The organism is Jongsikchunia kroppenstedtii DSM 45133 (genome assembly GCF_000380485.1).
Taxonomy (GTDB): Bacteria; Actinomycetota; Actinomycetes; order Mycobacteriales; family Mycobacteriaceae; genus Jongsikchunia; species Jongsikchunia kroppenstedtii.
Map to the genome: position 1 here is coordinate 16,047 of NZ_AQYG01000045.1, position 22,512 is coordinate 38,558.

Below are 22,512 nucleotides of genomic sequence, written 5' to 3' on the forward strand. Positions count from 1 at the left end.
GGGCGGGGGTGCGAGGCGGAATTTCGCAGACGTCACTGCGAGGCCGCCGAGGGCGCACCGGGGGCGCAAGCGTCGGCGCGTGCGCGGTCCAGGGCGTCCGACACCTGCTCCAGATCGTCGGAGAACAGCGACGCGTATACGTCGAGAGTGACCGCCGCCGAGGCATGGCCGACCATCCGTTGAATCGCCTTGACGTTCGCGCCCGCCGAGATCGCCAGCGAGACGGCCGTCGCGCGCAGGTCGTGCACGGTCACCTTCGGGAAGTCCTCGTCCTTCGCCTGACACCGCTCCACTGCCGGGCGGTACACCCGCTTGCGCCAGCCGCCGACCCGCAACGGCTTGTCCTTGCCGGAGCCGAATAGCAGATCGTCGCGACCCTTGCCGGTCGCCAGCTGCGCCAGCGGTTCGGCGAGGAACTTCGGGAACGGCACCGTGCGGGTCTCGTGTGTCTTGGGGGTGGTGAACACCATGCCCTTGCCGGTCACGTACGACACCGATCGGGTGACCGAGATCCGGCGTCGCAGGAAGTCGATGTCGCACACCCGCAGCGCGGCCAGCTCCCCGACCCGCAGTCCCGTGTACGCCAGCGTCAGCACCACCGTGCTGTCGTCGCCGACCTCGTCGGCCAACCGCTGCACCTGCCGGTGCGTCAGGTACTTCTTGTCCTTCGGCTCGCGGCGGGGTGCCTTGACCCCGTCCGCCGGGTTCGATGGGATCAGCCGGTCCTGCACCGCCATCGTCAGCACTCCGCGCAGGATCGCGAGGGCATCGGAGATCGTGGCGGGCTTGCAGCCCTTGGCCTGCATCTGCCCCACCCACCCGCGCACCGACGACGGGCGGATCTTGCCGATCTCGGCCTTGTCCCAGTGCGGCTTGACGTGTTTGCCCCAGGTGACCTCGCGGGTGGCGCGGGTGGTCGCCTTGATCCGGGCGGATCCGGCCATCCATTGCGGGTACAGAACACCGACCGTTACCTGACCGCTGCGCGGATCGACGTAACCGCCGGTGGCGATGGTGGTCTCGACCGTCGCGGCGTACAGCTTCGCCTCGCGACGGGTCTCGAACGACTTCTTGCGCTGGGTCCCCTCAGGGGTGCGCCACCGCACCTGAAACCGCACGGGGCGATCGGGGTGCTCGACCTTATGGATACTGCTCATGGTGTCTTCCCTTGTCTTTCCTTGAATCTCGTGGCCGGGGGCCGTGTTTTGGGGCCAAAAAAACCGCCGACGCGTTCGCGTGGCGGTCTCTCTGGCGAGGGGGGTCAGTCCTCGGTGCGGGCTCGTAGTTCAGCCCGCAGTTCTGCGGTGACATCTGCGGGCCACAACTCGACGTCGCTCGATTCGGCGCAACGTCGGTCGCGTTCGGCACCGAGGGTGTGCCCCCACATTGCCCACGACCAGGCGGCCAGGACTACCGGGCGCAGGTTGAGCATCCGCGCGGTGCGCTCCTCGACCAGGCCGGAGCGTTCGGCTATTGACCGCAACTGCGACAACTTCGGCCGACGCGACTTGGCCGCCCAATCCATCGACGAATAGACCTCGGCCAGCAGCGATTCCGGGTCATCGAAGCCCTGCCTCTCGGCCCATTGCTGATCGCTCAGAGCCTTGTCGGGGTCCGGCACGAGCGCAGGGGTGACCTCAGGGAACATCTGCATCAGTTCGAGTCGGTGGATCAGCACACCGCCGAGATCGACCAGGTTGCCCGTGTCCTTGCGCCCCTGAGGCGACGGCACGGACGACACAAGATCGCGCGGGGTGCAGGACAGCGCGACCGCCAGCACCAAAATCGTGGCGTACTTCGGTTCGCGTGCGCCGCGCTCGATGGCGTTAACCCGGCTGGTGGACCAGTTGAATCCGAGTGAACGAACCGCTCGACCAACATCTTCGAGGGTGGCGTCCTGCTCCAGGCGAAGCCGCCGGACGTTGCGTCCGACGACCTGCCCGAGCGTCTCGGTGGTGGTCTTCACGCCGCCTCACCCTCCGAGTCGGCCTTGAGGTTGACGGACAGGCGACCGGCAAACTGGCGCAGGTCGCGGCCGAGGCCCCGGCGGTAAGCCGTCAGCGTCTTGTCGGCGGGCCGCTCCTCTTGCCAGTCGGCGAAGTCCTCGATCACCGCGATGGCACGGTCGAGTGCCTTGTAGTCCGGCTCGCCGCTGGTGTTCAAGAACTCGCCCGGTGTGCCGGTTCCGGTGCCGTGGTCGCGGATGCGGTCGGCGGGGTCCCAGCCGCAGGGACAGAGTTCTGTAACAGGACTTGTCGTTGTCTCCAGATATCGACGCACTCGCCGCAGTTCTTCGACTCGCCGCACTTTTTCGACCTCGTCTTCCTCCTTGAGCATGTCCAAGCCCATTCGGCAGTTCGAGACCCCGCCGAGGTAGCCCCCCGCGTCGTGGCCGCTCCTCATCAGGGATACAGCGGCCCGGTCGATGGTCTCGATAGCGGCCTCAAGCTCCGCTAGGTCAGTCGTGCTGGTCATCTTGTCTCCTCGTGTTGTGCCGAGCGACTGCCGCCCGGCATGCAACAACAGTAGCACCAATATTGCCTACCGTGCAATCCGATGCACTAACTATGCAGTTCAACGGACACTTCTGGTTGCATGGAGTTACAAGCCTGTGCTTCGATTGTGGCTGGTTGCACCGGCCGGTGTGACTACCGCACGATACGGGAAATCGAGGACACCATCGTGGCCATCAAGACAGACGGACCCGAGCAGCTGCTCACAACCAAGGAAGTCGCCGAATGGGTGCAGCTCGCCGAGCGCAGCCTGGCGATCAAGCGTCAGCGGGGCACCGGACCGGAGTACATCAAGGTCGGCAACCGCGTCCGGTACCGCCGCGCCGACGTCGAGGCGTGGATCGAGAGCGGCGGCCGATGACCAACCCCGCGACTGACCAGCATGACCGAGACCTGCTGGAAGACATGCAAATTCGAGACGACAGCGCCGACCACCTCGGCGAAGACACTGACACCCCAACACCCAAGGAGCACGAAACCCGATGAATGACCAAGCAATTCGAACCGCCGAAGTTCGCGCACGCCGACTACACACCGCGTGGGTCGCGAACGATCAGGAGTTCGGCGAGCAGGTACGCACCGAACTCAATGCCGACAAGCAGATCGAGACGGCGGTCGGCGGCTACCCCTACGACGCCTGGGAACTGTGCACGATCTCGCTCGCGCTGCGGGCTGTGCGCGAGCGGCTCGCGCGGTTCGGGATCCACGCCAACGAGTTGCACTCCGGGAAGCCATTGCGGCCCGAGATCCGGGAAACGCTTGAGGCGGACTTGGTTTACGAGCAGGAGCGCGAGAAGGCGATGAAGGCGCAGGGCACCACTGCGGACAAGCTGATGGACCAACTGGCTCGGCAGTACGCGCTGCGCCTGCAGATCGCGCTGATCGACGCCGACCTGCTCCGCTTGGAGTTCAATCGACTGCTCGGCGCACTGATCGAGATCGACGGCCGGGAACTGCTTGGCGCGCGAGCCGTCGAGTTCTGGCCGGTGACCTTGAACCTGTGTGACCTGATCGTGGGCGAGCGGTTTCGCGGCGAGCGTTCAAACATGCTCACCGAGAACCTGGCCGTGATTGACCGGCTGCTTGGTGAGGCCGACGACGCCCCCGAGGCTGACACGTGACCCGGATACGCAGAAGGCCGGGCGTCCTAAATGACGGACCCGGCCAACTGCTGATTTCCCGTTCGACTTCCCCCAGGTAAGGAGAAACCATGGCCCAGTATACCGGTGAATTGCTAAGCGCTGCAATCCAATACGCCGAGTCTGGCTGGCCGGTGCTGCCGCTGCAGGTTGGCGACAAGAAGCCCTATGGCGGGTTCCGATGGCGCGAAGAAGCCTCGACCGACCCCGACCTGATCCGGCGATGGTGGGCGGACGGCAAGCCGCACAACATCGGGATCGCGGTCCCGCGTTGGTACCTGGTGCTGGACGTGGACCCCCGCAACGGCGGCAACGGCACCTACTACCGGCTTGCCGCCGAGCTGGGTTCGCTGCCGGACACGTGGATCGCCCAGACCCGCGATGGCGGTTTGCACGTCTGGTTCCGTACCGATCTGCCGCCCGAGCAGATTCGTGGCGCGCTGGGGCCGGGGGTCGATGTCAAGAAGTCCGGCGGATACGTCGTCGCGCCCCCGTCGCGGATCGAAGCCGAAACTCCCGGCGGCACAGGGCAATATCGCTGGCTGGACTCGGGCGAGGTCGGGATCCTGCCTGCGCGCTGGGTGACGGCGGTCCGGCGACCGGTTCGGCCGACACGGGCGACCCTGCCTGCCGCTGGCCCGGCCGAGGTGCGGGCGCTGGCGCGTTGGTGGTGTTCGGTCCTGCGGCACACCCCCGAGGGCAACCGAAACCACCAGCTGTTTGTGTCGGCGGTGCGATTGGCCGAACGCCATTGCCTGACAGCCGAAGTCGAGCGCGAGCTGGCCGACGCGGCGCAGCAGGTGGGGCTGCAGGATCACGAGATCGAGGCGACCATCCGGTCCGCCAAGGAGGAAGCATGCGGGTAAGCGAAGCGCTCAAACTGGTTCCGAACGCCGAGGACGAGCCGCCCGGCCCGCAGCTGCCGCCGGTGGTCGGCTTGGACGCGTTGTTGCAGCTGGTGCCCGCCGAGCCGTTGCTCGGGCGGCTGCTGTATCGCGACACCTTGGCGCAGATCGCCGGGGCGGCCGGGTCATTCAAGTCATTCATCGCGGTCGGTATCGGTTGCGCAATCGCCTCCGGCAAGCCCTGGGGTCAGCACGAGGTCGGCGAGCGGGCGAAGGTGCTGTACGTCGCCGCCGAGGGTGGCAAGGGTGTCGGCCAACGTGCGGCGGCCTGGTGCCTGCACTACGGGATCGAGCCGAGCGACCTGTTCGAGTGGTTCTACACGATCCCGGAGCCGGTGCAGCTGGCCAACGAGACGCACGTGGACCACCTGCTCGGCATCGTGGAAGAGATGCAGCCGGATCTGGTCATCCTCGACACCCGAGCGCGGGTAACCGTTGGGCTGGAGGAGAACTCGGCGACCGACCAGGGCGAGGCGATCGAGAACGCGGAGCGGGTGCGGCGCAGTGTTGGCTGCACCGTGCTGGTGGTGCACCACACCGGCAAGAACGGCACCCAGCGCGGCACCACCGCATGGCCCGGCGCGATCTGGTCGGACCTGACGTTGGAGCGCACCGGGCAGCAGGTGGACGCCACCGGCAAGCCGCTGGGCGCGACGGTGACGGTTGAGAAGCACAAGGACGCCGAGATTCCCGGCCCGAAGTCGTTCGACATGGTTGCGGTCGAGATCCCACCCGAGTGGATGCCGAACGTCACCGATCCGGCGCAACTGCGGTCCTTGGTCGCGGTCCCGACCGACGCGCCGCACACGTCGGTTGCGCGGATGGAAGACCGTCGCGGCGCGCAGCAACAAGCGACGGCCGAGGCGATCGGCGTGATCGGCGCGTGGCTGCGCGAGCAGCACGCCGAGACCGGGACGGTTCCGGGTCGCCGCAAGACCCAGGCGTGGATGAAGGACGAGGGGGTCGGGCTGGACACCTCGACGCTGTCCGAACTCATCCGCGACACCAAGAAGGAGCTGACCGAGTGATGTGTCTGGAGTGTCTCAGACACGTGTCTGACCACAGACACATCCGGCCCAGGTCCGATGTGTCTGCTGTGTCTGCCCCCCTTGGGGGCAGACACACAGACACATGCCGGACCCCAGACACACAGGGAGACAACCGAGGAGGACAACGTGACTGAGACAGCCGAGACGACCGAGCCCGAGGGACTGGAGCAGGCGGTGGCCAAGGGGCGCAGGCGACTACTGCGGGATGGGATCGTCAAGCGGGGGCACCTGCGCACCGCGCTGGGCAAACACAAACCGTTGGTTGATGAGGTGGCGAGCATGCTGGTCGAGTCGGGACTGGCGCGCCGGGTGGAGACGGTGCGCAGCGGGCAACGGTCGTGGCGGCTGGTGCTGATGCACGTGACCGACGAGCAGCTGCGGCGGGCGGACGAGGAGAAGCGGCGGCAGGCACACGGCACCGGCGCGGCCGAGACCACCGCGCAGGCCGACCGGCTGGGGCCGCTGCTGAACCCGCTGGCCGAGCGCTTCCAGGACTGCGCCGACTCGACCTCGGTCGTGTACCGCCTGGTCGATCTGCTGGTGGCCAAGAAGCTGGACGGGCCGGTGGTGGGCCACACCGAGCGGGGTGTACCGATTCACGAGCCCGACCTGGAGCAGGTGATGCAGGCGGCCAGGGCTGCGGCGGTGCGGCTCGGCGAGATCGGGCAACGGCAGGCAGACCGGGTGGCGACCGAAACCGTGCGGCGGATGCAAGCGTCCCGGCGGTCTCTCGCAAACTGACGAGGCCAGGGTCGCCACCGATAGCCGGCCTCGGTCTCCCGATTTGAGGACGGGCAAAGGAGATACCCGGACGACCCCCTCGGGTGGGACAGACGGACAGGGGGGAGTTCGAGCCGCTAGCAGCAATGCTTGCAAGAAGCTACGCCAAGGTGTGACTTCTATCCCCCTGGCTCTCCCTTCCAAAATCGACACGGCCGCAGGTGTTTTCCTGGGAAGCATGGCGATTCACGAATGCATCGATTGCGGCCAGCTCAAGCCCCGCAAGGCGCGCGGCAGGTGCCAGGCGTGCTACGACAAGTGGAAGACGAGCCCTCAGGCAGTTGCGGTCAAGGGCAGGTGCGCCGCGAAGGGGTGCCGACAGCCCCGCCGATCTCGCGGCCTGTGCGACAGCCACTACCAGGAGTGGCGCGCGTCCGATGCGAACCCGGCGAAATGCCAAGTGCCCGAATGCGATCGGCCGGTGCACGGGCACCGCTGGTGCAGCCAGCACTTGCGCAAGTTCGGCTCACCGGCAACTGCCGCGCAGCAGTAGTAACTACCTGAAACACCCAGCTGCACAGTAAAATTGAGATGCAGGCGTCGGCCCATGGTCCGACCCCAGACCCTCCGGGGTGCTGGCGCGTCCGGCTTCGCCGACGCCCGCACGACCAGCGGTCACAGCCTCCTTGGCCTTCAGCCCGTCCGTCGTCCAATCCCGCAAATCTTGCGCGGCCGGACGGCTGCGCCAACCAAGGAGTTAAGCAATGGATAAGTGGCTCAAGCAACGCGCTGAGCTGATCAAGTCAGCCAAGAGTCTGATCGACGCCCGCAAGTCCGCCGACCAGAACCTCAGCGACGACGACCGCGCGCACCTGGAGAAGCTCTCGAATCAGGTCGAGGAAATCGACGCCCTGATCGAGGGCGGCCGCAAGGACGCGGCGCTACTGGAGCACTTCAAGGGTCGGCGGCCGGGTCCGAAGCTGTCGGGCGCGGGCGATGACCCCGAGGTCGTCGGTCTCGAACTGAAGTCGATCAGCCCTGCGGGCATCCGCAGCATGGCGCACAAGTTCGCGCAGCAGGCGACCGATGGGTCCAAGTCGTTCGAGATGCTCTCGGCCGGTGGTACTTCGGCGATGCTGGTGGAGCTAGCGGCGCTGCCGCAGGCTCCGAACTCGCTGCTGGAGGTCATCCCGCAGCGCAAACTGGTGTCGCCGCCGCAGTTCCGGTTCTTGCAGCAGCGGGTCCGCGCGAACAACGCGGCTCCGGTGGCACCGGGCGACACCAAGCCGACCACACCGATCTCGATCGAGCCGATCGAATCGAGCCTGCGGGTCATCGCCCACATGTCCGAGCCGGTCGACAAGTACATCTGGTCGGACGTGGTCGGGCTGGCCGGTTTCGTGCAGGGCGAGCTGCAGTACGGGCTGTACCAGGCGTTGGAGGCGCAGGCGCTCAACGGCAACGGGACCGCGCCGAACCTGCACGGCATCCTGGGCACCTCGGGGTTGCTGAATCAGCCGTTCAGCACCGACATCTCGCGGTCCGTCCGCGCGGCGATCACCAAGCTCGAAACGGCCGGGTACACCCCGGCGGCAGTGGCGATGAGCCCGGCCGATTGGGAGTCGGTCGAGACCTCGGTGACGACCGGCTCGGGGGAGTTCGTGCTGCCCAACTCGCCGGTGGACCGCGCGAACCAGAAGCTGTGGGGCGTGCGGGTGGTGCTGTCGAATGCGTTGCCCGCCAAGACCGCACTGCTGCTCGGGCAGGACACCTGCTGGATCGGCACCGATGGCATCGTCGCGCTCGACATCGACAAGTCCACCGGGTTCGACAAGAACCAGATCCGGTTCCGTCTGGAGGGCCGCTGGGAGACTGCGGTCACCCGGCCGTCCGGCATCGCCAAGGTCGCCACCGCTGCCGCCTGACGCCGCCAGCTCTGGCCCGCTAACCGTCCGGGATCCTCAGCCCGGATAGCGATCGACCCCGTCACTGTTGGACCTTCGGTGACGGGGTCGATCCGTGTTTGGGTTCAGGCGGCCGGGGTGAGTCGCACGATCTGCGCCTGCGCCTTCAGCTGGAGAGCCTGCGAGCCGAGCTGGTCCATGCCCTCGGCCAGCGAGATCTCCTTGGCGACCACTGCGCGCGCCACCTGCCCGACGTGCCGGGCGTCGTGGCCGGGGCGGTAGTTGCCGCCGCCGGTCATCTCGCCACAACCACACCGGCACTCCTGCGGGGTCCGCTTACCCTTCCGCTTGCCTTCCGTCGAACTCGCGGGCGGCTCGGCCACCTGCAGCCCCACCGACGACGCGACGGGCTTGCCGTCGATCTGAATGACCAGGCCGCGCCGGGCCAGCGCGCCGATCGTGCGGCTGTTGGCCTTGGCGGGCAGCGGCTCGCCCGAGGCAATCGCGTTCAGAGTCTCCAGCGCCAGCGGGCTGAGTTCAGTTGTTGCGGTCATGGTGGATTCCTCTCGATGGGTTCGGGTTCGGTTGGTTTGGCGGGGTCAGAGGGTGACGCGCAAGATCTCGCGGGCCTCGACGAACCACGGGTCCAAGTCGTCGGTGCTGTCCCAGATCGCGTCGATGTCGGCCCACTCGGTGCCCTTGGCGCGCTCGTCCATGTAGAGCAGGGTCTGCGCCAGGTCCTCGACCCGCTCGGCGCGCTGGTCCTCGGTGGCGTGGATGGCGTTGGCCTTCGCGTCGGCGATGACCTGCTCGCGGGTTTCGATCTTGTCCATTGCGAATCTCCTTGTGCGGGTTAGGGTTTCGGGCGATTTCGTTACTACAGTTTACTATGCCAAATTTGGCCCGCACAATTTCGAACCGGCCCCCAGGGGCGCAAGAGGGGCGCAGACGCCGTTGCACTGGGTTGCATCCAGATGTATACCAAGGGGTGTAACTAGGCCGACTAGAGCGCTCGTCAGGTCTCCGACCGGGGGTCAGTCAGACGGCCGCCCTTCGCTCAGAGCGAAGCGGTGCGTTCGATCTTCGCCGCGAGCCCGTCCAGGATCACGCCGATGCCGAAATCCAGCTCGCCGCCGTAGAAGTCCGTGTGGTCATCGGCGGCCGCCGCGGCCGCGGTCGTCAGCAGCGGGAACCGCTCCGGCGTCACGAGCTGTCCGATGAAGACGTGGTAGCGGTCCTCGTGCGGCTTGGTGTGATCGAAGTCGGCCCCGGCCTGACCGAGCTGTATCGACTGCGCGACATGACTGCGTACGAAGCCGTCGAGCAGCAGCATCGATGACAGCTTGGCCGTCTCGGGCAGATCCACACCCTCGAAGGCAGCCAGGCCGCATTCCTCCCAGAGCAGCACGTTCGGCCCGAGCGGCGCCCAGCCGCTGGCCGCATGTGCGGCGATCATCCAGGGCCGCGCCACCAGCCGGGCGGCGATTTCTCGGGCCCACCTGTCCAGGCCGACGCGCCAGCCCACACCGCGCGTCCATGACGGATCTGGAGGGCCGTAGCCCACGTTCAGCATCAGGTCGACCAGATCGTCTTTCGAGTCGACGTAGCGATAGAGCGACATCGCGGTCATGCCGAGGGCGTCCGCGACGGCCTTCATCGAGACCGCGTCGAATCCCTCCCGATCGGCCAGCTCGGCCGCGGCGTTCCCGATCTGCTCGATCGACACCCGAGGCTTCGGACCGCGCCGGCCCGCAGGCTCGCGGCCCCACAGCAGCTGGACGTATCGGGGCAGCTCAGGGCCCGTTGGCTGGGGGTCGTCCGAGGCGGTCATGAAACCAGCCTACTCAATTGCTTGCGCCCTACGCAGTTCTGTTGCATTATTGCGTTAGGCATAAACAGTTACTGCCGTACACAGATTGGATGAAGCCATGAGCCCTCGCCTCGCTTCCCGGCTCGGGGATCGGTCGCCCCTCGCGAACCGGTCGCCCTGGATCGGACTTGCCGCCCTTTGCCTGCCGATGCTGATCGCATCGATGGACGTCTCGGTGCTGTTCTTCGCCGTCCCGTTCATCTCGGCCGACCTGCATCCCTCGCCCGAACAGCAGCTGTGGATCTTCGACGCCTACGGATTCGTGCTCGCCGGGCTGCTGATCACCGTCGGCACCATCGCCGATCGGTTCGGGCATCGCCGGCTGCTGCTGATCGGCGCGGCCGCCTTCGGCGCCACCTCCCTCCTCGCCGCCTACGCGAATTCGGCGGAGATGCTGATCGGTGCCCGCGCGTTGCTCGGCATCGCCGGGGCCACGCTGATGCCCTCGTCATTGGCACTGATCCGGGAGATGTTCGACGACGACTCCGACCGCACGCGGGCCGTCGGCATCTGGTCGGCGGTGATGGCCAGCGGAGTCGCCATCGGCCCGATCATCAGCGGCCTGCTGCTCGAGCATTTCTGGTGGGGCTCGGTGTTCCTGATCAATCTGCCCGTGATGGCGCTGCTGCTGGTCGTCGGACCGATGCTGCTCCCCAATGACACCGGCGACCGCGCACGGCGCGTGGACCTGCTGAGCGCGATACTCGTGCTGGCGGCCATCTGCTCGACCATTCATGGCATCAAGTCGCTTGCCGCCGATGGCTTTTCGATCGTTCGTGTCACCTTCGTGGTGATCGGACTGGTCCTGGGTGCGGCGTTCGTGGCACGGCAGCATCGAGCCGCACACCCGCTGGTCGACCTGAAGGCGTTCGCCGACCGCGTCTTCAGCATGGGTCTGGTCGTGAATCTCGTGGCGATGTTCGGACTCGTCGGCAACGCGATCCTGGTGACGCAGTATCTGCAGTCGGTGCTCGGCTACTCGCCGCTGCGGGCGGCGATGTGGAGCCTGGCCCCGTCGCTCCTCGTCGGCGCCGCGGCCCCGCTCGCCGGTGCCGCCGCCGAGAAGTTCGGGCGGGTCCGCATCGTGTCCGCCGGACTCGCCTGCGCGGCAAGCGGGTTCGTGGTCGTGGCCGCCACGGCCGCCGACCGGCCGCTGTGGCCGGTGCTGATCGGCTGCACGATGCTGGCATGCGGTCTCGTCATCGCGACGAGCCTGGTGGCCGATCAGGTGGTCTCCGGAGCCGAGGCCGGCCGCAGCGGCGCCACCGCGGGCCTCCTCGAGACCACCAGCGAGTTCGGTGGCGCCCTGGGCATCGCGATTCTGGGCAGCGTCCTGGCGGCCGTCTACCACCACACCTACCCGGTGGCCTCCGATCCGGCGGGCGCCCGCACCGACCTGGCGACCGCACTGCAGACCGCCGGCAGCGATCCGGGCCATGCCGCGGCCGTGATCGATCACGCCCGCACGGCGTTCACCAACGGGATGACCGTGGCCGCCATCGTCGGGTCCGTCGTTCTCCTCTCGGTCGCCGTCGGCAATCTGGTCCTGCTGCGCGGTGAGCGTCGCGCGGCCGGTGTGCTCGCTGTCGCCGCCGCCCCGGAGTGACGGCAGCCGACGGCGACCGGACATGATGGACCGCATGGGTGTTGTCTATCTGGTCCGACATGGTCAGGCGCACGGTATTGCCGCTGATGACGAACTGACCGAACTCGGTCGACGACAAGCCGCCGCCTCCGGCGCCCATCTTCGGATGCTGGCGCCGGAGGCGGCGGTCGTCGTATCCGGCTCGTTCAATCGGCAACGCGACACCGCCGACATCATCGCGGCGCAGTTCGACCCAGCAGTGCCGCGCACAGTCAACGACGACTGGGACGAGTACCGCGCCGACCCGATCGGCGGTCGGTTCGACAGTTTCACCGGGACGCCCAAGGAACTGCAGACCCGGATCAACGAAGGACTGCGCGCCTGGATCACCGGCGAAACCGATGACGCTGTCGAAGATTTCGGCAGCTACTGGGCCCGAGTACAGCGTGCCGCCGCCGACCTCCGCGAGATCGGCGGCCCGGGTCAGACCGCCATCGTCGTGACGTCGGCCGGCACCATCACGGCGGTGCTCGCACAGCTCTGGGGCGTCGACCGGACCACCTGGCCGACCCTCGCGTCATCGGTCGTCAACGCGTCGCTCACCAAGCTGGTCGTCGGCGCCAGCGGCGTCACGCTCATCTCCTTCAACGAGCACGCGCACCTAGAGCAGCCCGAGCCACTGATGACGTACCGCTGAGAGCTCTGAAATAGGCGGCGAGAGAATTACCCGCAGAAATACCGATGCCGCGTTTTCAGCATCATCCTGCGCTCACCATTACGCAGGTCTCATGGCAAACAAAATGTGATTACCGACTCAAATTCATGTGCCGGGTGCTGCCCCTCACAGGACCCATATCTAGAGGTCACGGGCATCCTGATATAGCGTTCCCAGTCGTGTGCCGACTGCTCGTTCAATTTCCTGAGACGCTGATTGCTTCTCATTTCTATCGCCGGCTATCGGCAGCACAAGTCCCGGGATTTCAATCGTGACCGGCAGCCGCCGCACACTGCTGAAGTCTGAGAAGGCGACGCCGACCAGCCGCCCCATCGCCTGCGCTGCAGGCCGGCGGATCTGACGGCCATGGCACTCAACCGTGAGAACCTGTGGGGCCTGAAGGGCAAGCCGAAAGACGAACGGTTCCCCGAAGAAGAGGTCACCAAGGCGCAACGAATCTGGCTGGCCGCCATAGTGAGCGTCGTGGTGATCGTTGCGATCGTCACCACCCTCCTGATCAACTCCGCGGGCGTGGGCAAGCGTGACTACAAGCTGGATTTTGCGCAGGCCGGCGAGATGCGACCCGGCGACCGGGTCAAGGTGGCCGGCGTCGATGTCGGCACGGTCAAGCACCTCGCCCTGAACCCCGACATGACGTCCGTGACCATTACGGTGCAGGTGAACAACGACGTGCACATCACGGCGAACGGGTCGGCGTCGATCAAGTTGATGACGCTGTTGGGTCAGCGGTATGTGGCGATCGACCTGGGCAATTCGCCGAATACGTTGCCCAGCAACCACATGCCGATCACCCAGACACAGGTGCCGTATGACCTGCAGAAGACATTGGATGCCAGCGGCACTTTGTTGACCGGGACCGATGCGGGGCAGCTGTCGCAGGGGTTGCAGGCGCTCAATCAGCAGATGGCCGGGGTCCCCGACTCGATCAAGCAGACCTTGACCGGTCTGGGGGATCTGTCGAACATCATCAATAACCGGCGCGATCAGATCACCAAGCTGGTCAACGACACCGACTCGATCACCACGCTGGTATCGAACAATCAGTATCAGCTGGCGGTCATCGTGGGCCAGGGTCAGTTGTTGACGCAGAAGATCGCGACCCGTGAGCAGTTGGTGACCAAGTTGCTCGACGGTATTGCCGGTGTGGTCAATCAGGCCAAGCTGCTGGGTGACCAGACCAACGGTCAGGTGGCGCCGTTGATCGCCAACCTGAACAACATCGCCGGCGGCCTCCAGCAGAACCGTCAAAGCCTCCGCGACATGCTCGGCGTGCTGCCCCTCGTGTCCCGCAACATCGCCAATGCCACCGGCAACGGCGCGTACGTGGACGTTGACCAGCCGTGGGGGCTGTTCCCCGACAACTGGCTCTGCTTCGCCAAGGTGCTCGACGGCTGCCAGTAGCCGCGCCTATGCCCGACTGATCGCCTTCAGTCCGGCGGCGATGAATTCGCCGGTGACCTCGGCAGCTCGGGCGGCGTTCGGGGCGCCGGAGTCGGCGCCGCTGAGCGCGCGGTGGGTGATGCCCTCGCCGATCACGCCGATCTTGAAGTTCGCCAGCGCCATGTAGAAGTTCCAGTGCGCCAGCTGATTTCCGGAGGCGCGCGCATAGCGCTCGGCCAGCTCGTCGGGCGACGGGTAGCGGTCACTGGTCCACGCCGCCTCCGCACCCAGCACGACGTTGAAGATCGGCTGTCGATACGCACACATCAGGGCGACGTCGGTCAACGGATCACCGAGCGCCGACAACTCCCAATCGACCACGGCGAGAACGGTTCCGGGATCGTCAGCGGCGAGAATCGTGTTGTCGACTCGATAGTCGCCGTGCACGATGGTGTTCGCCGAGTCGGCCGGGATCGATTCTGCCAGCGCCGCATGCAGTTTCGCGACGTCGGGCAGCTCCCGCGTCTGGACGATCTCCCACTGCCGCGCCCAGAGCGCCACCTGCCGCTCCACATAGCCCACGGGCCGACCGAACTCGCCGAGCCCGACGGCCTGGTAGTCGACGGCGTGCAACCGGGCCATGCCGTCGACCAGCGCGGTGGCGTTCGCGTCGACCTGCGCATCGGTCCAGGCGCCGAGCTCCTCGGTGTCGCGCACCACCGATCCGTCGACGAACTCCACGACGGTGAACGGCGCACCCAGCACCTCGCCGGTGAGATCGGCGGCGACGGTGCCGGCGACCGGAACGGCGGTGTCCTGCAACGCCTTCGTCACGGTCCACTCGCGCTTCATGTCATGCGCGGATGGCGTCAGGCCGCCGGTCGGTGGCCGGCGTGCGACCCAGCGATGAGTACCGTCGGTGACCTCGTAGGTCAGATTGGACCGACCGCCGCTGATCAGCGTGACGTCCAGCTCGCCGTTCACCTGCACGCCGCTGTCGATCAGAAATTTCTGCAGCAGCACGGGATCCATCGGATCAGCCATGATCGGCCTCGTTTCGTATCGCCTTCTTCGCCTGTCCGACAGCCCGTTTGGCCAGCGCCCATCGGTGCACCTCGGACGGTCCGTCGTAGATCCGGAACGGCCGAAGCTCGCGCTGCAGCCGGGCGAGCGGCAGGTCGTCGGAGACACCCAGCCCGCCGCACATCTGCATGCTGCGATCGACGATCCGCGAGTAGGCCTCGGCGGCATAGGTCTTCGCGATCGATGTCGAGTTCGACGCGTGCTCGCCGCGGTCCAGCTCGGCGCACGCCACCATCAGCAGCGCCTCCGATGCCGCCAGGTCGATCTCGTTGTCGGCGACCTGCTGCTGGATCATGCCGAGATCGCCGAGCACCGAACCGAACGCCTGGCGTTCGGCCACATAGCGGACCGCCACATCCTGGCAGCGCCGCGCGACGCCCAGCCAACGCATCACGTGCGTCATCCGCGCCGGACCCAACCGCACCTGCGCGTACCGGTATCCCTCGTGCGGCTCTCCGAGGACGTCGGCATTCGGGACGAACACGTCGGTGAACTGCACCTCGCAATGCCCGCCGACCATCGAGCGGTCGATCGTCGGAATATGCCGTCCCACAGCGATTCCCGGCGTATCCGCGGGCGCAAGGAACATCGTCGCGCCGCCGCGGTCGCCGGGCTTGCCGACCGTGCGCGCCATGATGATGAAGAAGCCGGCGCCGTCGGCGCCGGTGATGAACTGCTTGGTGCCGTTGATCTTCCAGCCGCCGTCGACCGGCTCCGCGATGGTGGCCAAGGCGGACGGGTCGGAGCCGGCGCCGGGCGCGGGTTCGGTCATCGCGAACGCCGAGCGCATATCGCCGGCGACCAGCGGTGCCAGGTAGCGCTGCTTCTGCTCCGCGGTCGCGATCGCCGCCATCATGTGGACGTTGCCCTCGTCGGGCGCGCCGATGTTGAGCGCAACCGCGCCGAACACCGAGTAACCGGCCGCCGCGAACACCGGCGCCCGGTCGCACATGTTCAGTCCCAGCCCACCGAACTCGACCGGCGCATGCGGCGCATAGACGCCCGCGGCCTTGGCCTGACGCTGCAGGTCGATCCGGCGCTCGTCGCCGCCCGCCGCGGTGATGTCGCCGTCGAACTCGGTCTCGATCGGCAGCACGACCTGCTCGATGAACCTTTCCGTGCGGACAACCAGGTCCCGTACGGATTCGTCGTGTTGCAGCTCGATCGCCATATCCACCTTCCGACCGAGCACTCGCTCGGAACTGAGTTCAGGTTATCGGTCGCGCCCAGCCGGGGTCAACCGATCAGCCGTGGTATCCGACGGTCTGACGCGCGACGCTCAGGTAGCGGCGTACCAGCTCGTCCGGGCCGAGCGCGCCACTCGGCCGATACCAGGTGGACACCGCGACGCACATCGTGGTGATCGCGCGGCTGGCGTCCAACGGGTATTCGGTGGTGAAGTCACCGGAATCCTTGCCGTCCTGCACGATTCGGTCGAGCGTGCGCTGCTGCTGGTCGCGGCGGGCGATATAGCCCACGCGATAGTCGGGATCGAGACTGCGGATCTCGGTGGACGCCACGAACGCCAGCTCGCGGCGGTACATGTGGAATCGCAGCAGGAGTTCGACGACGGCGTCGAATCGGGCCACCGGATCGGCGCCCGCGGCGGTCTCGGCCACCGCCGAGCGCTCGAGCAGATCACCCATCGCCGCATCCAACAACGCCTGCAGCAGCGCCTGTTTGGACGGGTAGTAGTGGTACAGACCGGGTACCGACAGGCCGGCCCGGTTGGCGATCTCCCGCACCGACGAACCGTGGTAACCCTGCTCGGAGAACAGCTCGAGAGCAGCCTTCAACGGCCCGGCCAGGCCGGCGTCCGCGAACTCGCGCCAATCGGCCACGGACGCATGCCCGGGCTCGCGGCTCAACTGCCCCGCTTGGTTGTTCATTCGCCCAACTGTAGTGCCTATCCGATCGCTCGTTCGGCCAACCCGCGCATGGGCCGCCCGAATTGTCGCTCGGCGCGCCGGGTCACGAGCAGGTTCTGGACCAGCAGCACCGCACCGAAATAGAGCATCAGCGACGCCGAGGCCAGGCCCGGGTCGACGACCAAATGGATCGCGACATGCTGCGCGATCGCCACGATCCACAGCACCAGCGTCGCCGCGGTTCCGGTGCGCCAGACCTGTCCCGACTCGTCGCGATGCAACCGGACGGTGTGCGCACGGGCCGCGGCCAGCCCGACGCCGACCAGCATCGACACGGCGACGAGGCCGATATCGGCGATCGAGGACACCCCGTGCTGGAAGTGCTGGACGGTCTGCACGCCACCGATGATCAGCAGGATCAGCGGCAGTCGCGACGCGGCGCGCACCGGGCGCGGAGTCATCTGGCGGTAGAGGACGAACCCGATGACGACGACGGCGATGAGGACGTTGGTGACCATGCATCCAGCCTCATCGGATGCCGTGCCGATCCCCACCACCCACGGGTGGAGGCCGGGTGGAGATCTAGTTCTCGCGGCGCAGGAAGAAGTAGTAGTGCGCGTCGCGCACCAGCGAGGTCTTGCCGTTCATGATGCCCATCACCGTGTCGTCGTCGATCCGCTTGAAGTGATCGATCACCGGCTGGCCGTCATAGACCATCGACGCGGTCACCTCGCCACGGAACTCGACCATCCACAGGCTGGCCTCGCCCTTGCCCAATTCCTTGTTGGAGAACAGGTTTCCATCGCCGTCACGGCAGACCAGTGGCTGCACGTCGTAACGCGAGCCGAAGGTCTTGCCGTGCCACGCGGCGCGTTCGAGCCCGCCGTCCATGGGATGGCCGCTGGGCAGCTCGCCGCCCTTCCAGGGGCCGATCATGAAGTCGATCGACACCGGTTCCAGCGCCGCCCAGATCTCATCGAGTTCGGCGGCCGTGCTGATCTGCTGGCTCGCGGCCCGCTGTTCGAAGAGTTCGACGGCCTGTTCGCGGTTCATGCATCCGACCCTAAACTATGGACACACCTGTGACCAATAGTTCAGGCGTGCGGCATCAGCCGGCGACCTTCTCCTTGGCGTCCGCGACCTTGCTGAACTTCATCGACTGGGTCACCGACGCGCGGCGGAAGTCGTAGTAGTCGAGCAGGAAGTTGTGCCGCACCATCCACGGCATGCTGCTGCCCGACTTCGGCAGCTGGTCGGCCGCGCGCTGGACATAACCGCTGGACAGCTCCATCGCCGGCTTCTCGGCCAGGATCTCGCCGGCCCGATCGGCCTCGGCGTGGGTGTAGCCGTTGTCGCCCATGTGCTTGAGCAGCCGCGCGACGTGCTGGCTGGTGATATCGGCCTTCAACGTCCAGGAGGCGTTGATGTAGCCGATGGTCCAGGCCATGTTGGGCACACCGTCGAGCATGTAGCCGCGGTACAGGTAGTGATCGCTGATCTTCACGGGCGAACCGTCGACCGCGATCTCGGTGCCGCCGAGCGCCTGCATCTGCAGTCCGGTGGCGGTGATGATGATGTCGGCCTCGAGCTCCCGGCCCGATGTCAGCTTGATGCCGGTCGCGGTCACGCGGTCGATGGTGTCGGTGACGACCTCGGCCTGTCCGTTGCGGATCGCCTTGAACAGGTCACCGTTCGGCACCACGCACAGTCGCTGATCCCACGGGGCGTACTTCGGCTTGAAATGCACGTCGACCGGGTAGTCGGCGGGCAGCATCGCCTTGGTCATCCGGCGGATCAGCGCACGGCCGGCCTTCGGGGCCTTGCGCATGAAGAGGTAGCTGCCCAGCGTCTGGGTGGCCCACCGCCAGCGGGTGACGTTGTGAGCCAGGTTGGGGGGCAACACCTTCCGGGTGGCCAGCGCGATCGGGTCCTTGTTGGGCAGCGACGTGATGTACGTCGGCGACCGCTGCAGCATGGTGATGTGCTCGACGTCGTCGGCCATCGACGGGATCAGGGTGATGGCGGTGGCGCCCGACCCGATCACCACGACCTTCTTGCCCTTGTAGTCCAGGTCCTCCGGCCAGAACTGCGGGTGCACGACCTGCCCCTGGAAGTCCTCGATGCCCGGGAACTCGGGGGTGTAGCCCTCGTCGTAGGAGTAGTAGCCGGTGCACATGAACAGGAACCGGGTCTCGAAGGTCTTCGGCTTGCCGCCGGAGATCGTCTCCACGGTCCAGATGTCGGTGGCCGAATCGAAGTTGGCGGACGTGACCTGCGTCTCGAACTGGATCTTCTTGTCGATGCCGAACTTGCGAGCGGTGTCCCAGATGTAGTTGCGGATGTCCTCGCCCTGTCCGATCGAGGTGTTCCCGGTCCACGGGTTGAACGGCAGGCTGAACGTGAAGATGTCACTGTCCGAACGGATCCCGGGATAACGGAACAGATCCCAGGTGCCGCCGGTCCGCTCGCGACGCTCGATCAGCGCGTAGTCCAGATCCGGGTTCAGCTCGTGGATCCGGTAGGCCGCGTCGATGCCCGACAGGCCGGCGCCGACGATGAGTACATCGTGGAACTCGGCCTTGCCGCCGGTGGTGGTCTTGGCCTTCTTATCGGCAACCGTGGTCATGGATGTCCTTACCTCTGGCGCGGCGTCTGTGTGGACTGAGCTCGGGGCTTGAGCGTCAAGAAACCGCGACAACGTTCCATGTCACGATACGGCTAGTTGTACTACGAGTCAATAAGAATTTTCAGTGCGCGAACACCATGCTCAGGGTGATGTGATCGCGGCGGTGAGCCCACGCGTCGGCGAAGAAGTGGTGCTCGATCGCCCACGGCCGCTCGGTCCCGGACTTCGGCATGACATGGCCCTCACGCTGCAGATATCCCGAACTCAGGTTGAAGAACGGCCGCGCCTCGATCGGCTTGTCGCCGCGGTGCGGATAGGCCACCTGGTACCCGTTGCTGCGCATGTAGCTCATCAGCCGGACCAGCGCCCGAGCCGACAGATCGGCACGGAGCGTCCACGATGCGTTGGTGTAGCCGACGCTCCAGCCGAAGTTCGGCACACCGTCGAGCAGATAGCCCTTGTAGACGAACCGCTCCCCCGGCACGACCTCCTCGCCGTCGACGGTCAGCGTGATGCCGCCGAAGGCCTGCAGCCGCAGCCCGGTCGCGGTGACGACGACATCCGCCTCCAGCTCCCGGCCCGACTTCAACCGGATCCCGTTCTCGGTGAAAGTGTCGATGTGGTCGGTGACCATCTCGACGTCACCGGAGGCGATCTCGTCGAACAGCACCCCGTCGGCATCGGCGCACAGCCGCTGCTCCCACGGGTTGTACGCAGGATTGAAATGGACCGCGAGGTCGTAGTCGGCCGGCAGCTTCTTGGCCATCTTCTTCGTCAGCAGCCGCCGCGAGTAGTTCGGGAACTTCGAACAGATCTGGTAGATCGTCGCCGTCCACCACGCGTTCTTCAGCCGGACGAGATCGTGAGCGGCCTGGGCGGGCAGCAGCTTTCGCGCCAGGTCCGGAAAGACGCCGACGGTCGGCACCGGATAGACCCAGCTGGGCGAGCGCTGCAGCATCTGCACGCGGGCCCCCGATCGGGCCAGCGCCGGTGCCAGTGTCACGGCGGTCGCACCGCTGCCGATCACCACCACCCGCTTGCCGGTGAAGTCCTCCCCGTCCGGCCAATGCTGGGGGTGGATGACCTGCCCGCGATAGTCGGAGATGCCGGGAAAGTCAGGCGTGTAGCCGTCGTCGTAGTCGTAATAGCCCGTGCACAGATACAGGAACCGGGTTCGGTATTCGACTGTGCCCGAACCATTCTCCGCAACGACCGTCCAGCGCTGCGCGGCGCTGTCCCAGGACGCACTGCGCACCGTGGTGCCGAAGTGGATACGCCGGTCGATGCCGTGCTTGCTCGCGGTGTCCTCGATGTAGTCGCGAATATCCGGTCCGTCGGCGATCTGCTTGGCGCCGCGCCACGGCTCGAACGGCAGGCTGAGCGTGAACATGTCGCTGTCCGAACGGACCCCCGGGTAGGTGAACAGGTCCCAGGTGCCGCCGACCCGATCGCGCCGCTCGAGGATCTCGTAACTCAGGCCGGGAAACTCGTTCGCGACCCGATACGCGGCATCAATGCCCGACAGTCCGGCGCCGACGATCAGCAGATCGCGATGCTCCACCCGACTCTGATCAGATTCATCAGACATATCTCGACGCTACTGCACGCTGACCAGGTCACCGGCGGATTCCGCCCCCGGGGCCATCGCACTGGGGTCGCGATAGCCGGTGATCTTGTAGTCGTCCAGGTCGACGTGCTTGAGCTGATTGACGTACTGCGTCGCAAAGCCGGGGAACATGGTCGCGTTGAAGCCGTCGTCGGTCAGATACCAGCTCTGGCAGCCAGAATTCCACGTCGTCGCCTGCAGTCGCCGCTGGATGTCGGCGTTGTAGCGGGCCTGCACCTCCGGCCGGACATCAAGCGCCTTCCAGTCGAGCCGCAGCAGCTTCTCGACCGCCTCGACGATGTAGTTGATCTGGGCCTCCATGTACACCAGTGCCGAGCTGTGCCCGGGTCCCGAGTTCGGACCGAAGGTGAAATACAGATTCGGATAGCCCGATACCGCGACGCTGCGATAGGCATAGGCGCCGCCGCTCCACTCGTCGCCGAGGCTGCGTCCGCCGATCCCGGTGATGGGTATCGGTGCACCGGCCTTCGACACCTCGAATCCGGTTGCGAAGACGATCGCGTCGAATTGATGCTCGATGCCCTCGACCGTGCGAATGCCCTTAGGCGCCAGGCGCGCGATCGGCCAGGTGACCAGCTTGCAGTTATCGGCCTGCAGCGCCGGGTAGTAGTCACTGGTCATCAGCAGCCGCTTGCAGCCGGCCGAGAAGTCCGGCGTCAGCTGCCGGCGCAGCCATGGATCCTTCACCTGCAGACGCAGATTCGCCTTGCTGAGCTGCTCGACCAGCCGGGTGAACGGGGTGTCCCAGACGACGCCCAGCGCCACCGACTCGTGACCCCAGAACCAGGCCGCCCGCGACGCCTCCTGCGCGAACGGCACCGTACGGTACAGCTGCTTGAGCAGGCCGCTGGTCGGCCGGTTCAGCCGCGGTAGCACCCAGCCGGGCGTCCGCTGAAAGACCTTGACCGACTTTGCTGTCTTGACCAGCTCGGGCACGATCTGCACCGCGCTCGCGCCGGTACCGATCACCGCGACCTTCTTGCCGGTGAAGTCGTAGTCGTGATCCCAACGGGCACTGTGGATCTTGTGACCCTCGTAGGTCTCGATGCCGGGGATGTCCGGCAGGCTCGCATTCGACAGCGGTCCGGGCGCGGCGATCACCGTGCGTGCCCGCACCGGCTCGCGACCCTCGAACTCGACGGTCCACTGGCCGGCCGCCTCGTCATAGATCAGCCCGGTGACGTTGTGCCCGAACCGAATATGCGGCGCGATGCCCGAATCGGTCGCCATGCGATCGATATACGCGAGGATCTCATCGCTGCCCGAGTAGGTATGCGACCAGTTGGGATTCGGCGCGAAGCTGTAGGAGTAGAGCCGCGACGGGATGTCGCAGGCGGCACCGGGATAGGTGTTGTCCCGCCACGTTCCGCCGATCCGGTCGCCGCGCTCGAAGATCGCGAAGTCGGTGATGCCCTCCTGCCGCAGGCGGATCGCCGCACCGATGCCGGCGAACCCGGCCCCGATGATCGCGACGGACAGGGTCTTGTCGGTGTCTGCCATATCGATT

The 22,512-nt window shown here is 66.4% G+C and carries 23 protein-coding genes; 9 read left to right on the forward strand and 14 right to left on the reverse strand.

From position 1 onward, the window contains the following. Window positions 1-32: 32 nt before the first annotated feature. The 3 genes from G341_RS0108760 to G341_RS0108770 all read right to left on the reverse strand — a co-directional run bounded on the left by G341_RS0108760 (window position 33) and on the right by G341_RS0108770 (window position 2,475). A complete protein-coding gene (locus G341_RS0108760; RefSeq protein ID WP_018178749.1) occupies window positions 33-1,157 on the reverse strand; it encodes a site-specific integrase in 1,125 nt (374 codons plus the stop codon). 104 nt (window positions 1,158-1,261) lie between these two features. Then, entirely contained in the window at window positions 1,262-1,966 is a 705-nt protein-coding gene (locus G341_RS0108765; RefSeq protein ID WP_018178750.1) for a helix-turn-helix domain-containing protein, read from the reverse strand. Next, window positions 1,963-2,475 (reverse strand): hypothetical protein, encoded by a 513-nt coding sequence (locus tag G341_RS0108770; RefSeq protein ID WP_155826868.1) that lies wholly within the window; start codon window positions 2,473-2,475, stop codon window positions 1,963-1,965. The genes G341_RS0108765 and G341_RS0108770 overlap by 4 nt, the downstream gene beginning before the upstream one ends. A gap of 207 nt (window positions 2,476-2,682) precedes the next feature. On the opposite strand from G341_RS0108770, the gene G341_RS0108775 reads away from it, so the two are divergent. The 6 genes from G341_RS0108775 (at window position 2,683) to G341_RS0108810 (ending at window position 8,251) form a co-directional block, all read left to right on the forward strand. Then, complete coding sequence (locus G341_RS0108775) at window positions 2,683-2,874, forward strand: helix-turn-helix transcriptional regulator (protein ID WP_245556945.1); 192 nt, start codon at window positions 2,683-2,685, stop codon at window positions 2,872-2,874. A 121-nt stretch (window positions 2,875-2,995) separates the two neighbouring features. Next, on the forward strand, window positions 2,996-3,634 hold the full coding sequence (locus G341_RS0108785; RefSeq protein ID WP_018178754.1) for a hypothetical protein: 639 nt from the start codon (window positions 2,996-2,998) through the stop codon (window positions 3,632-3,634). An 89-nt stretch (window positions 3,635-3,723) separates the two neighbouring features. Next, on the forward strand, window positions 3,724-4,518 hold the full coding sequence (locus G341_RS23025; RefSeq protein ID WP_020411036.1) for a bifunctional DNA primase/polymerase: 795 nt from the start codon (window positions 3,724-3,726) through the stop codon (window positions 4,516-4,518). After that, entirely contained in the window at window positions 4,509-5,585 is a 1,077-nt protein-coding gene (locus G341_RS0108795) for an AAA family ATPase (protein ID WP_020411037.1), read from the forward strand. The genes G341_RS23025 and G341_RS0108795 overlap by 10 nt, the downstream gene beginning before the upstream one ends. Window positions 5,586-5,732: 147 nt before the next feature. Then, window positions 5,733-6,347 carry a hypothetical protein gene (locus G341_RS0108800; protein ID WP_018178756.1) on the forward strand — a complete coding sequence of 205 codons (615 nt, stop codon included), beginning with the start codon at window positions 5,733-5,735 and terminating at the stop codon, window positions 6,345-6,347. Between the two features lie 743 nt (window positions 6,348-7,090). Then, a complete protein-coding gene (locus tag G341_RS0108810) occupies window positions 7,091-8,251 on the forward strand; it encodes a phage major capsid protein (protein WP_018178758.1) in 1,161 nt (386 codons plus the stop codon). Window positions 8,252-8,355: 104 nt separating this feature from the next. Here the strand turns inward: G341_RS0108810 and G341_RS0108815 are convergent, their stop codons facing one another. From G341_RS0108815 to G341_RS0108825, 3 genes are all read right to left on the reverse strand, one after another. Next, window positions 8,356-8,784: a hypothetical protein gene (locus G341_RS0108815; RefSeq protein ID WP_018178759.1), complete on the reverse strand. Its 429-nt coding sequence runs from the start codon at window positions 8,782-8,784 to the stop codon at window positions 8,356-8,358. A gap of 45 nt (window positions 8,785-8,829) precedes the next feature. Further along, window positions 8,830-9,063 carry a hypothetical protein gene (locus G341_RS0108820; RefSeq protein WP_018178760.1) on the reverse strand — a complete coding sequence of 78 codons (234 nt, stop codon included), beginning with the start codon at window positions 9,061-9,063 and terminating at the stop codon, window positions 8,830-8,832. Window positions 9,064-9,287: 224 nt separating this feature from the next. Further along, window positions 9,288-10,061, reverse strand: coding sequence for a TetR/AcrR family transcriptional regulator (locus G341_RS0108825; RefSeq protein WP_026303434.1), 774 nt, complete (start codon window positions 10,059-10,061; stop codon window positions 9,288-9,290). Between the two features lie 97 nt (window positions 10,062-10,158). Here G341_RS0108825 and G341_RS21535 point away from each other — a divergent pair, with 97 nt between their 5' ends. The 3 genes from G341_RS21535 (at window position 10,159) to G341_RS0108840 (ending at window position 13,822) form a co-directional block, all read left to right on the forward strand. Then, entirely contained in the window at window positions 10,159-11,706 is a 1,548-nt protein-coding gene (locus tag G341_RS21535; RefSeq protein WP_155826870.1) for an MFS transporter, read from the forward strand. A gap of 34 nt (window positions 11,707-11,740) precedes the next feature. Continuing rightward, window positions 11,741-12,382 carry a histidine phosphatase family protein gene (locus tag G341_RS0108835; protein WP_026303435.1) on the forward strand — a complete coding sequence of 214 codons (642 nt, stop codon included), beginning with the start codon at window positions 11,741-11,743 and terminating at the stop codon, window positions 12,380-12,382. A 384-nt stretch (window positions 12,383-12,766) separates the two neighbouring features. Then, window positions 12,767-13,822, forward strand: coding sequence for an MCE family protein (locus G341_RS0108840; protein ID WP_018178764.1), 1,056 nt, complete (start codon window positions 12,767-12,769; stop codon window positions 13,820-13,822). Between the two features lie 6 nt (window positions 13,823-13,828). Here the strand turns inward: G341_RS0108840 and G341_RS0108845 are convergent, their stop codons facing one another. The 8 genes from G341_RS0108845 to G341_RS0108880 form a co-directional block, all read right to left on the reverse strand. Further along, on the reverse strand, window positions 13,829-14,845 hold the full coding sequence (locus tag G341_RS0108845) for a phosphotransferase family protein (RefSeq protein ID WP_018178765.1): 1,017 nt from the start codon (window positions 14,843-14,845) through the stop codon (window positions 13,829-13,831). Beyond that, a complete protein-coding gene (locus tag G341_RS0108850; protein ID WP_026303436.1) occupies window positions 14,838-16,055 on the reverse strand; it encodes an acyl-CoA dehydrogenase family protein in 1,218 nt (405 codons plus the stop codon). The genes G341_RS0108845 and G341_RS0108850 overlap by 8 nt, the downstream gene beginning before the upstream one ends. Before the next feature lie 73 nt (window positions 16,056-16,128). Further along, entirely contained in the window at window positions 16,129-16,773 is a 645-nt protein-coding gene (locus G341_RS0108855) for a TetR/AcrR family transcriptional regulator (protein ID WP_018178767.1), read from the reverse strand. 17 nt (window positions 16,774-16,790) lie between these two features. After that, complete coding sequence (locus G341_RS21540; protein WP_018178768.1) at window positions 16,791-17,270, reverse strand: hypothetical protein; 480 nt, start codon at window positions 17,268-17,270, stop codon at window positions 16,791-16,793. Between the two features lie 64 nt (window positions 17,271-17,334). Then, on the reverse strand, window positions 17,335-17,805 hold the full coding sequence (locus tag G341_RS0108865) for a DUF4334 domain-containing protein (protein WP_018178769.1): 471 nt from the start codon (window positions 17,803-17,805) through the stop codon (window positions 17,335-17,337). A gap of 55 nt (window positions 17,806-17,860) precedes the next feature. Then, window positions 17,861-19,378 carry a flavin-containing monooxygenase gene (locus G341_RS0108870; RefSeq protein ID WP_018178770.1) on the reverse strand — a complete coding sequence of 506 codons (1,518 nt, stop codon included), beginning with the start codon at window positions 19,376-19,378 and terminating at the stop codon, window positions 17,861-17,863. 121 nt (window positions 19,379-19,499) lie between these two features. Beyond that, entirely contained in the window at window positions 19,500-20,966 is a 1,467-nt protein-coding gene (locus G341_RS0108875) for a flavin-containing monooxygenase (RefSeq protein WP_026303437.1), read from the reverse strand. 9 nt (window positions 20,967-20,975) lie between these two features. Continuing rightward, window positions 20,976-22,505 carry a flavin-containing monooxygenase gene (locus G341_RS0108880; RefSeq protein WP_018178772.1) on the reverse strand — a complete coding sequence of 510 codons (1,530 nt, stop codon included), beginning with the start codon at window positions 22,503-22,505 and terminating at the stop codon, window positions 20,976-20,978. Window positions 22,506-22,512: the final 7 nt, after the last annotated feature.

Excerpts from the sequence above, each read along its gene's own strand:
- G341_RS0108870 (WP_018178770.1), bottom strand. The coding sequence starts at position 19,378 with ATGACCACGGTTGCCGATAAGAAGGCCAAGACCACCACCGGCGGCAAG.
- G341_RS0108760 (WP_018178749.1), bottom strand. The coding sequence starts at position 1,157 with ATGAGCAGTATCCATAAGGTCGAGCACCCCGATCGCCCCGTGCGGTTT.
- G341_RS0108815 (WP_018178759.1), bottom strand. The coding sequence starts at position 8,784 with ATGACCGCAACAACTGAACTCAGCCCGCTGGCGCTGGAGACTCTGAAC.
- G341_RS0108770 (WP_155826868.1), bottom strand. The coding sequence starts at position 2,475 with ATGACCAGCACGACTGACCTAGCGGAGCTTGAGGCCGCTATCGAGACC.
- G341_RS21540 (WP_018178768.1), bottom strand. The coding sequence starts at position 17,270 with ATGGTCACCAACGTCCTCATCGCCGTCGTCGTCATCGGGTTCGTCCTC.
- G341_RS23025 (WP_020411036.1), top strand. The coding sequence starts at position 3,724 with ATGGCCCAGTATACCGGTGAATTGCTAAGCGCTGCAATCCAATACGCC.
- G341_RS0108875 (WP_026303437.1), bottom strand. The coding sequence starts at position 20,966 with ATGTCTGATGAATCTGATCAGAGTCGGGTGGAGCATCGCGATCTGCTG.
- G341_RS0108820 (WP_018178760.1), bottom strand. The coding sequence starts at position 9,063 with ATGGACAAGATCGAAACCCGCGAGCAGGTCATCGCCGACGCGAAGGCC.
- G341_RS0108835 (WP_026303435.1), top strand. The coding sequence starts at position 11,741 with ATGGGTGTTGTCTATCTGGTCCGACATGGTCAGGCGCACGGTATTGCC.
- G341_RS0108855 (WP_018178767.1), bottom strand. The coding sequence starts at position 16,773 with ATGAACAACCAAGCGGGGCAGTTGAGCCGCGAGCCCGGGCATGCGTCC.
- G341_RS0108810 (WP_018178758.1), top strand. The coding sequence starts at position 7,091 with ATGGATAAGTGGCTCAAGCAACGCGCTGAGCTGATCAAGTCAGCCAAG.
- G341_RS0108825 (WP_026303434.1), bottom strand. The coding sequence starts at position 10,061 with ATGACCGCCTCGGACGACCCCCAGCCAACGGGCCCTGAGCTGCCCCGA.
- G341_RS0108865 (WP_018178769.1), bottom strand. The coding sequence starts at position 17,805 with ATGAACCGCGAACAGGCCGTCGAACTCTTCGAACAGCGGGCCGCGAGC.
- G341_RS0108880 (WP_018178772.1), bottom strand. The coding sequence starts at position 22,505 with ATGGCAGACACCGACAAGACCCTGTCCGTCGCGATCATCGGGGCCGGG.
- G341_RS21535 (WP_155826870.1), top strand. The coding sequence starts at position 10,159 with ATGAGCCCTCGCCTCGCTTCCCGGCTCGGGGATCGGTCGCCCCTCGCG.
- G341_RS0108840 (WP_018178764.1), top strand. The coding sequence starts at position 12,767 with ATGGCACTCAACCGTGAGAACCTGTGGGGCCTGAAGGGCAAGCCGAAA.
- G341_RS0108785 (WP_018178754.1), top strand. The coding sequence starts at position 2,996 with ATGAATGACCAAGCAATTCGAACCGCCGAAGTTCGCGCACGCCGACTA.
- G341_RS0108795 (WP_020411037.1), top strand. The coding sequence starts at position 4,509 with ATGCGGGTAAGCGAAGCGCTCAAACTGGTTCCGAACGCCGAGGACGAG.
- G341_RS0108850 (WP_026303436.1), bottom strand. The coding sequence starts at position 16,055 with ATGGCGATCGAGCTGCAACACGACGAATCCGTACGGGACCTGGTTGTC.
- G341_RS0108845 (WP_018178765.1), bottom strand. The coding sequence starts at position 14,845 with ATGGCTGATCCGATGGATCCCGTGCTGCTGCAGAAATTTCTGATCGAC.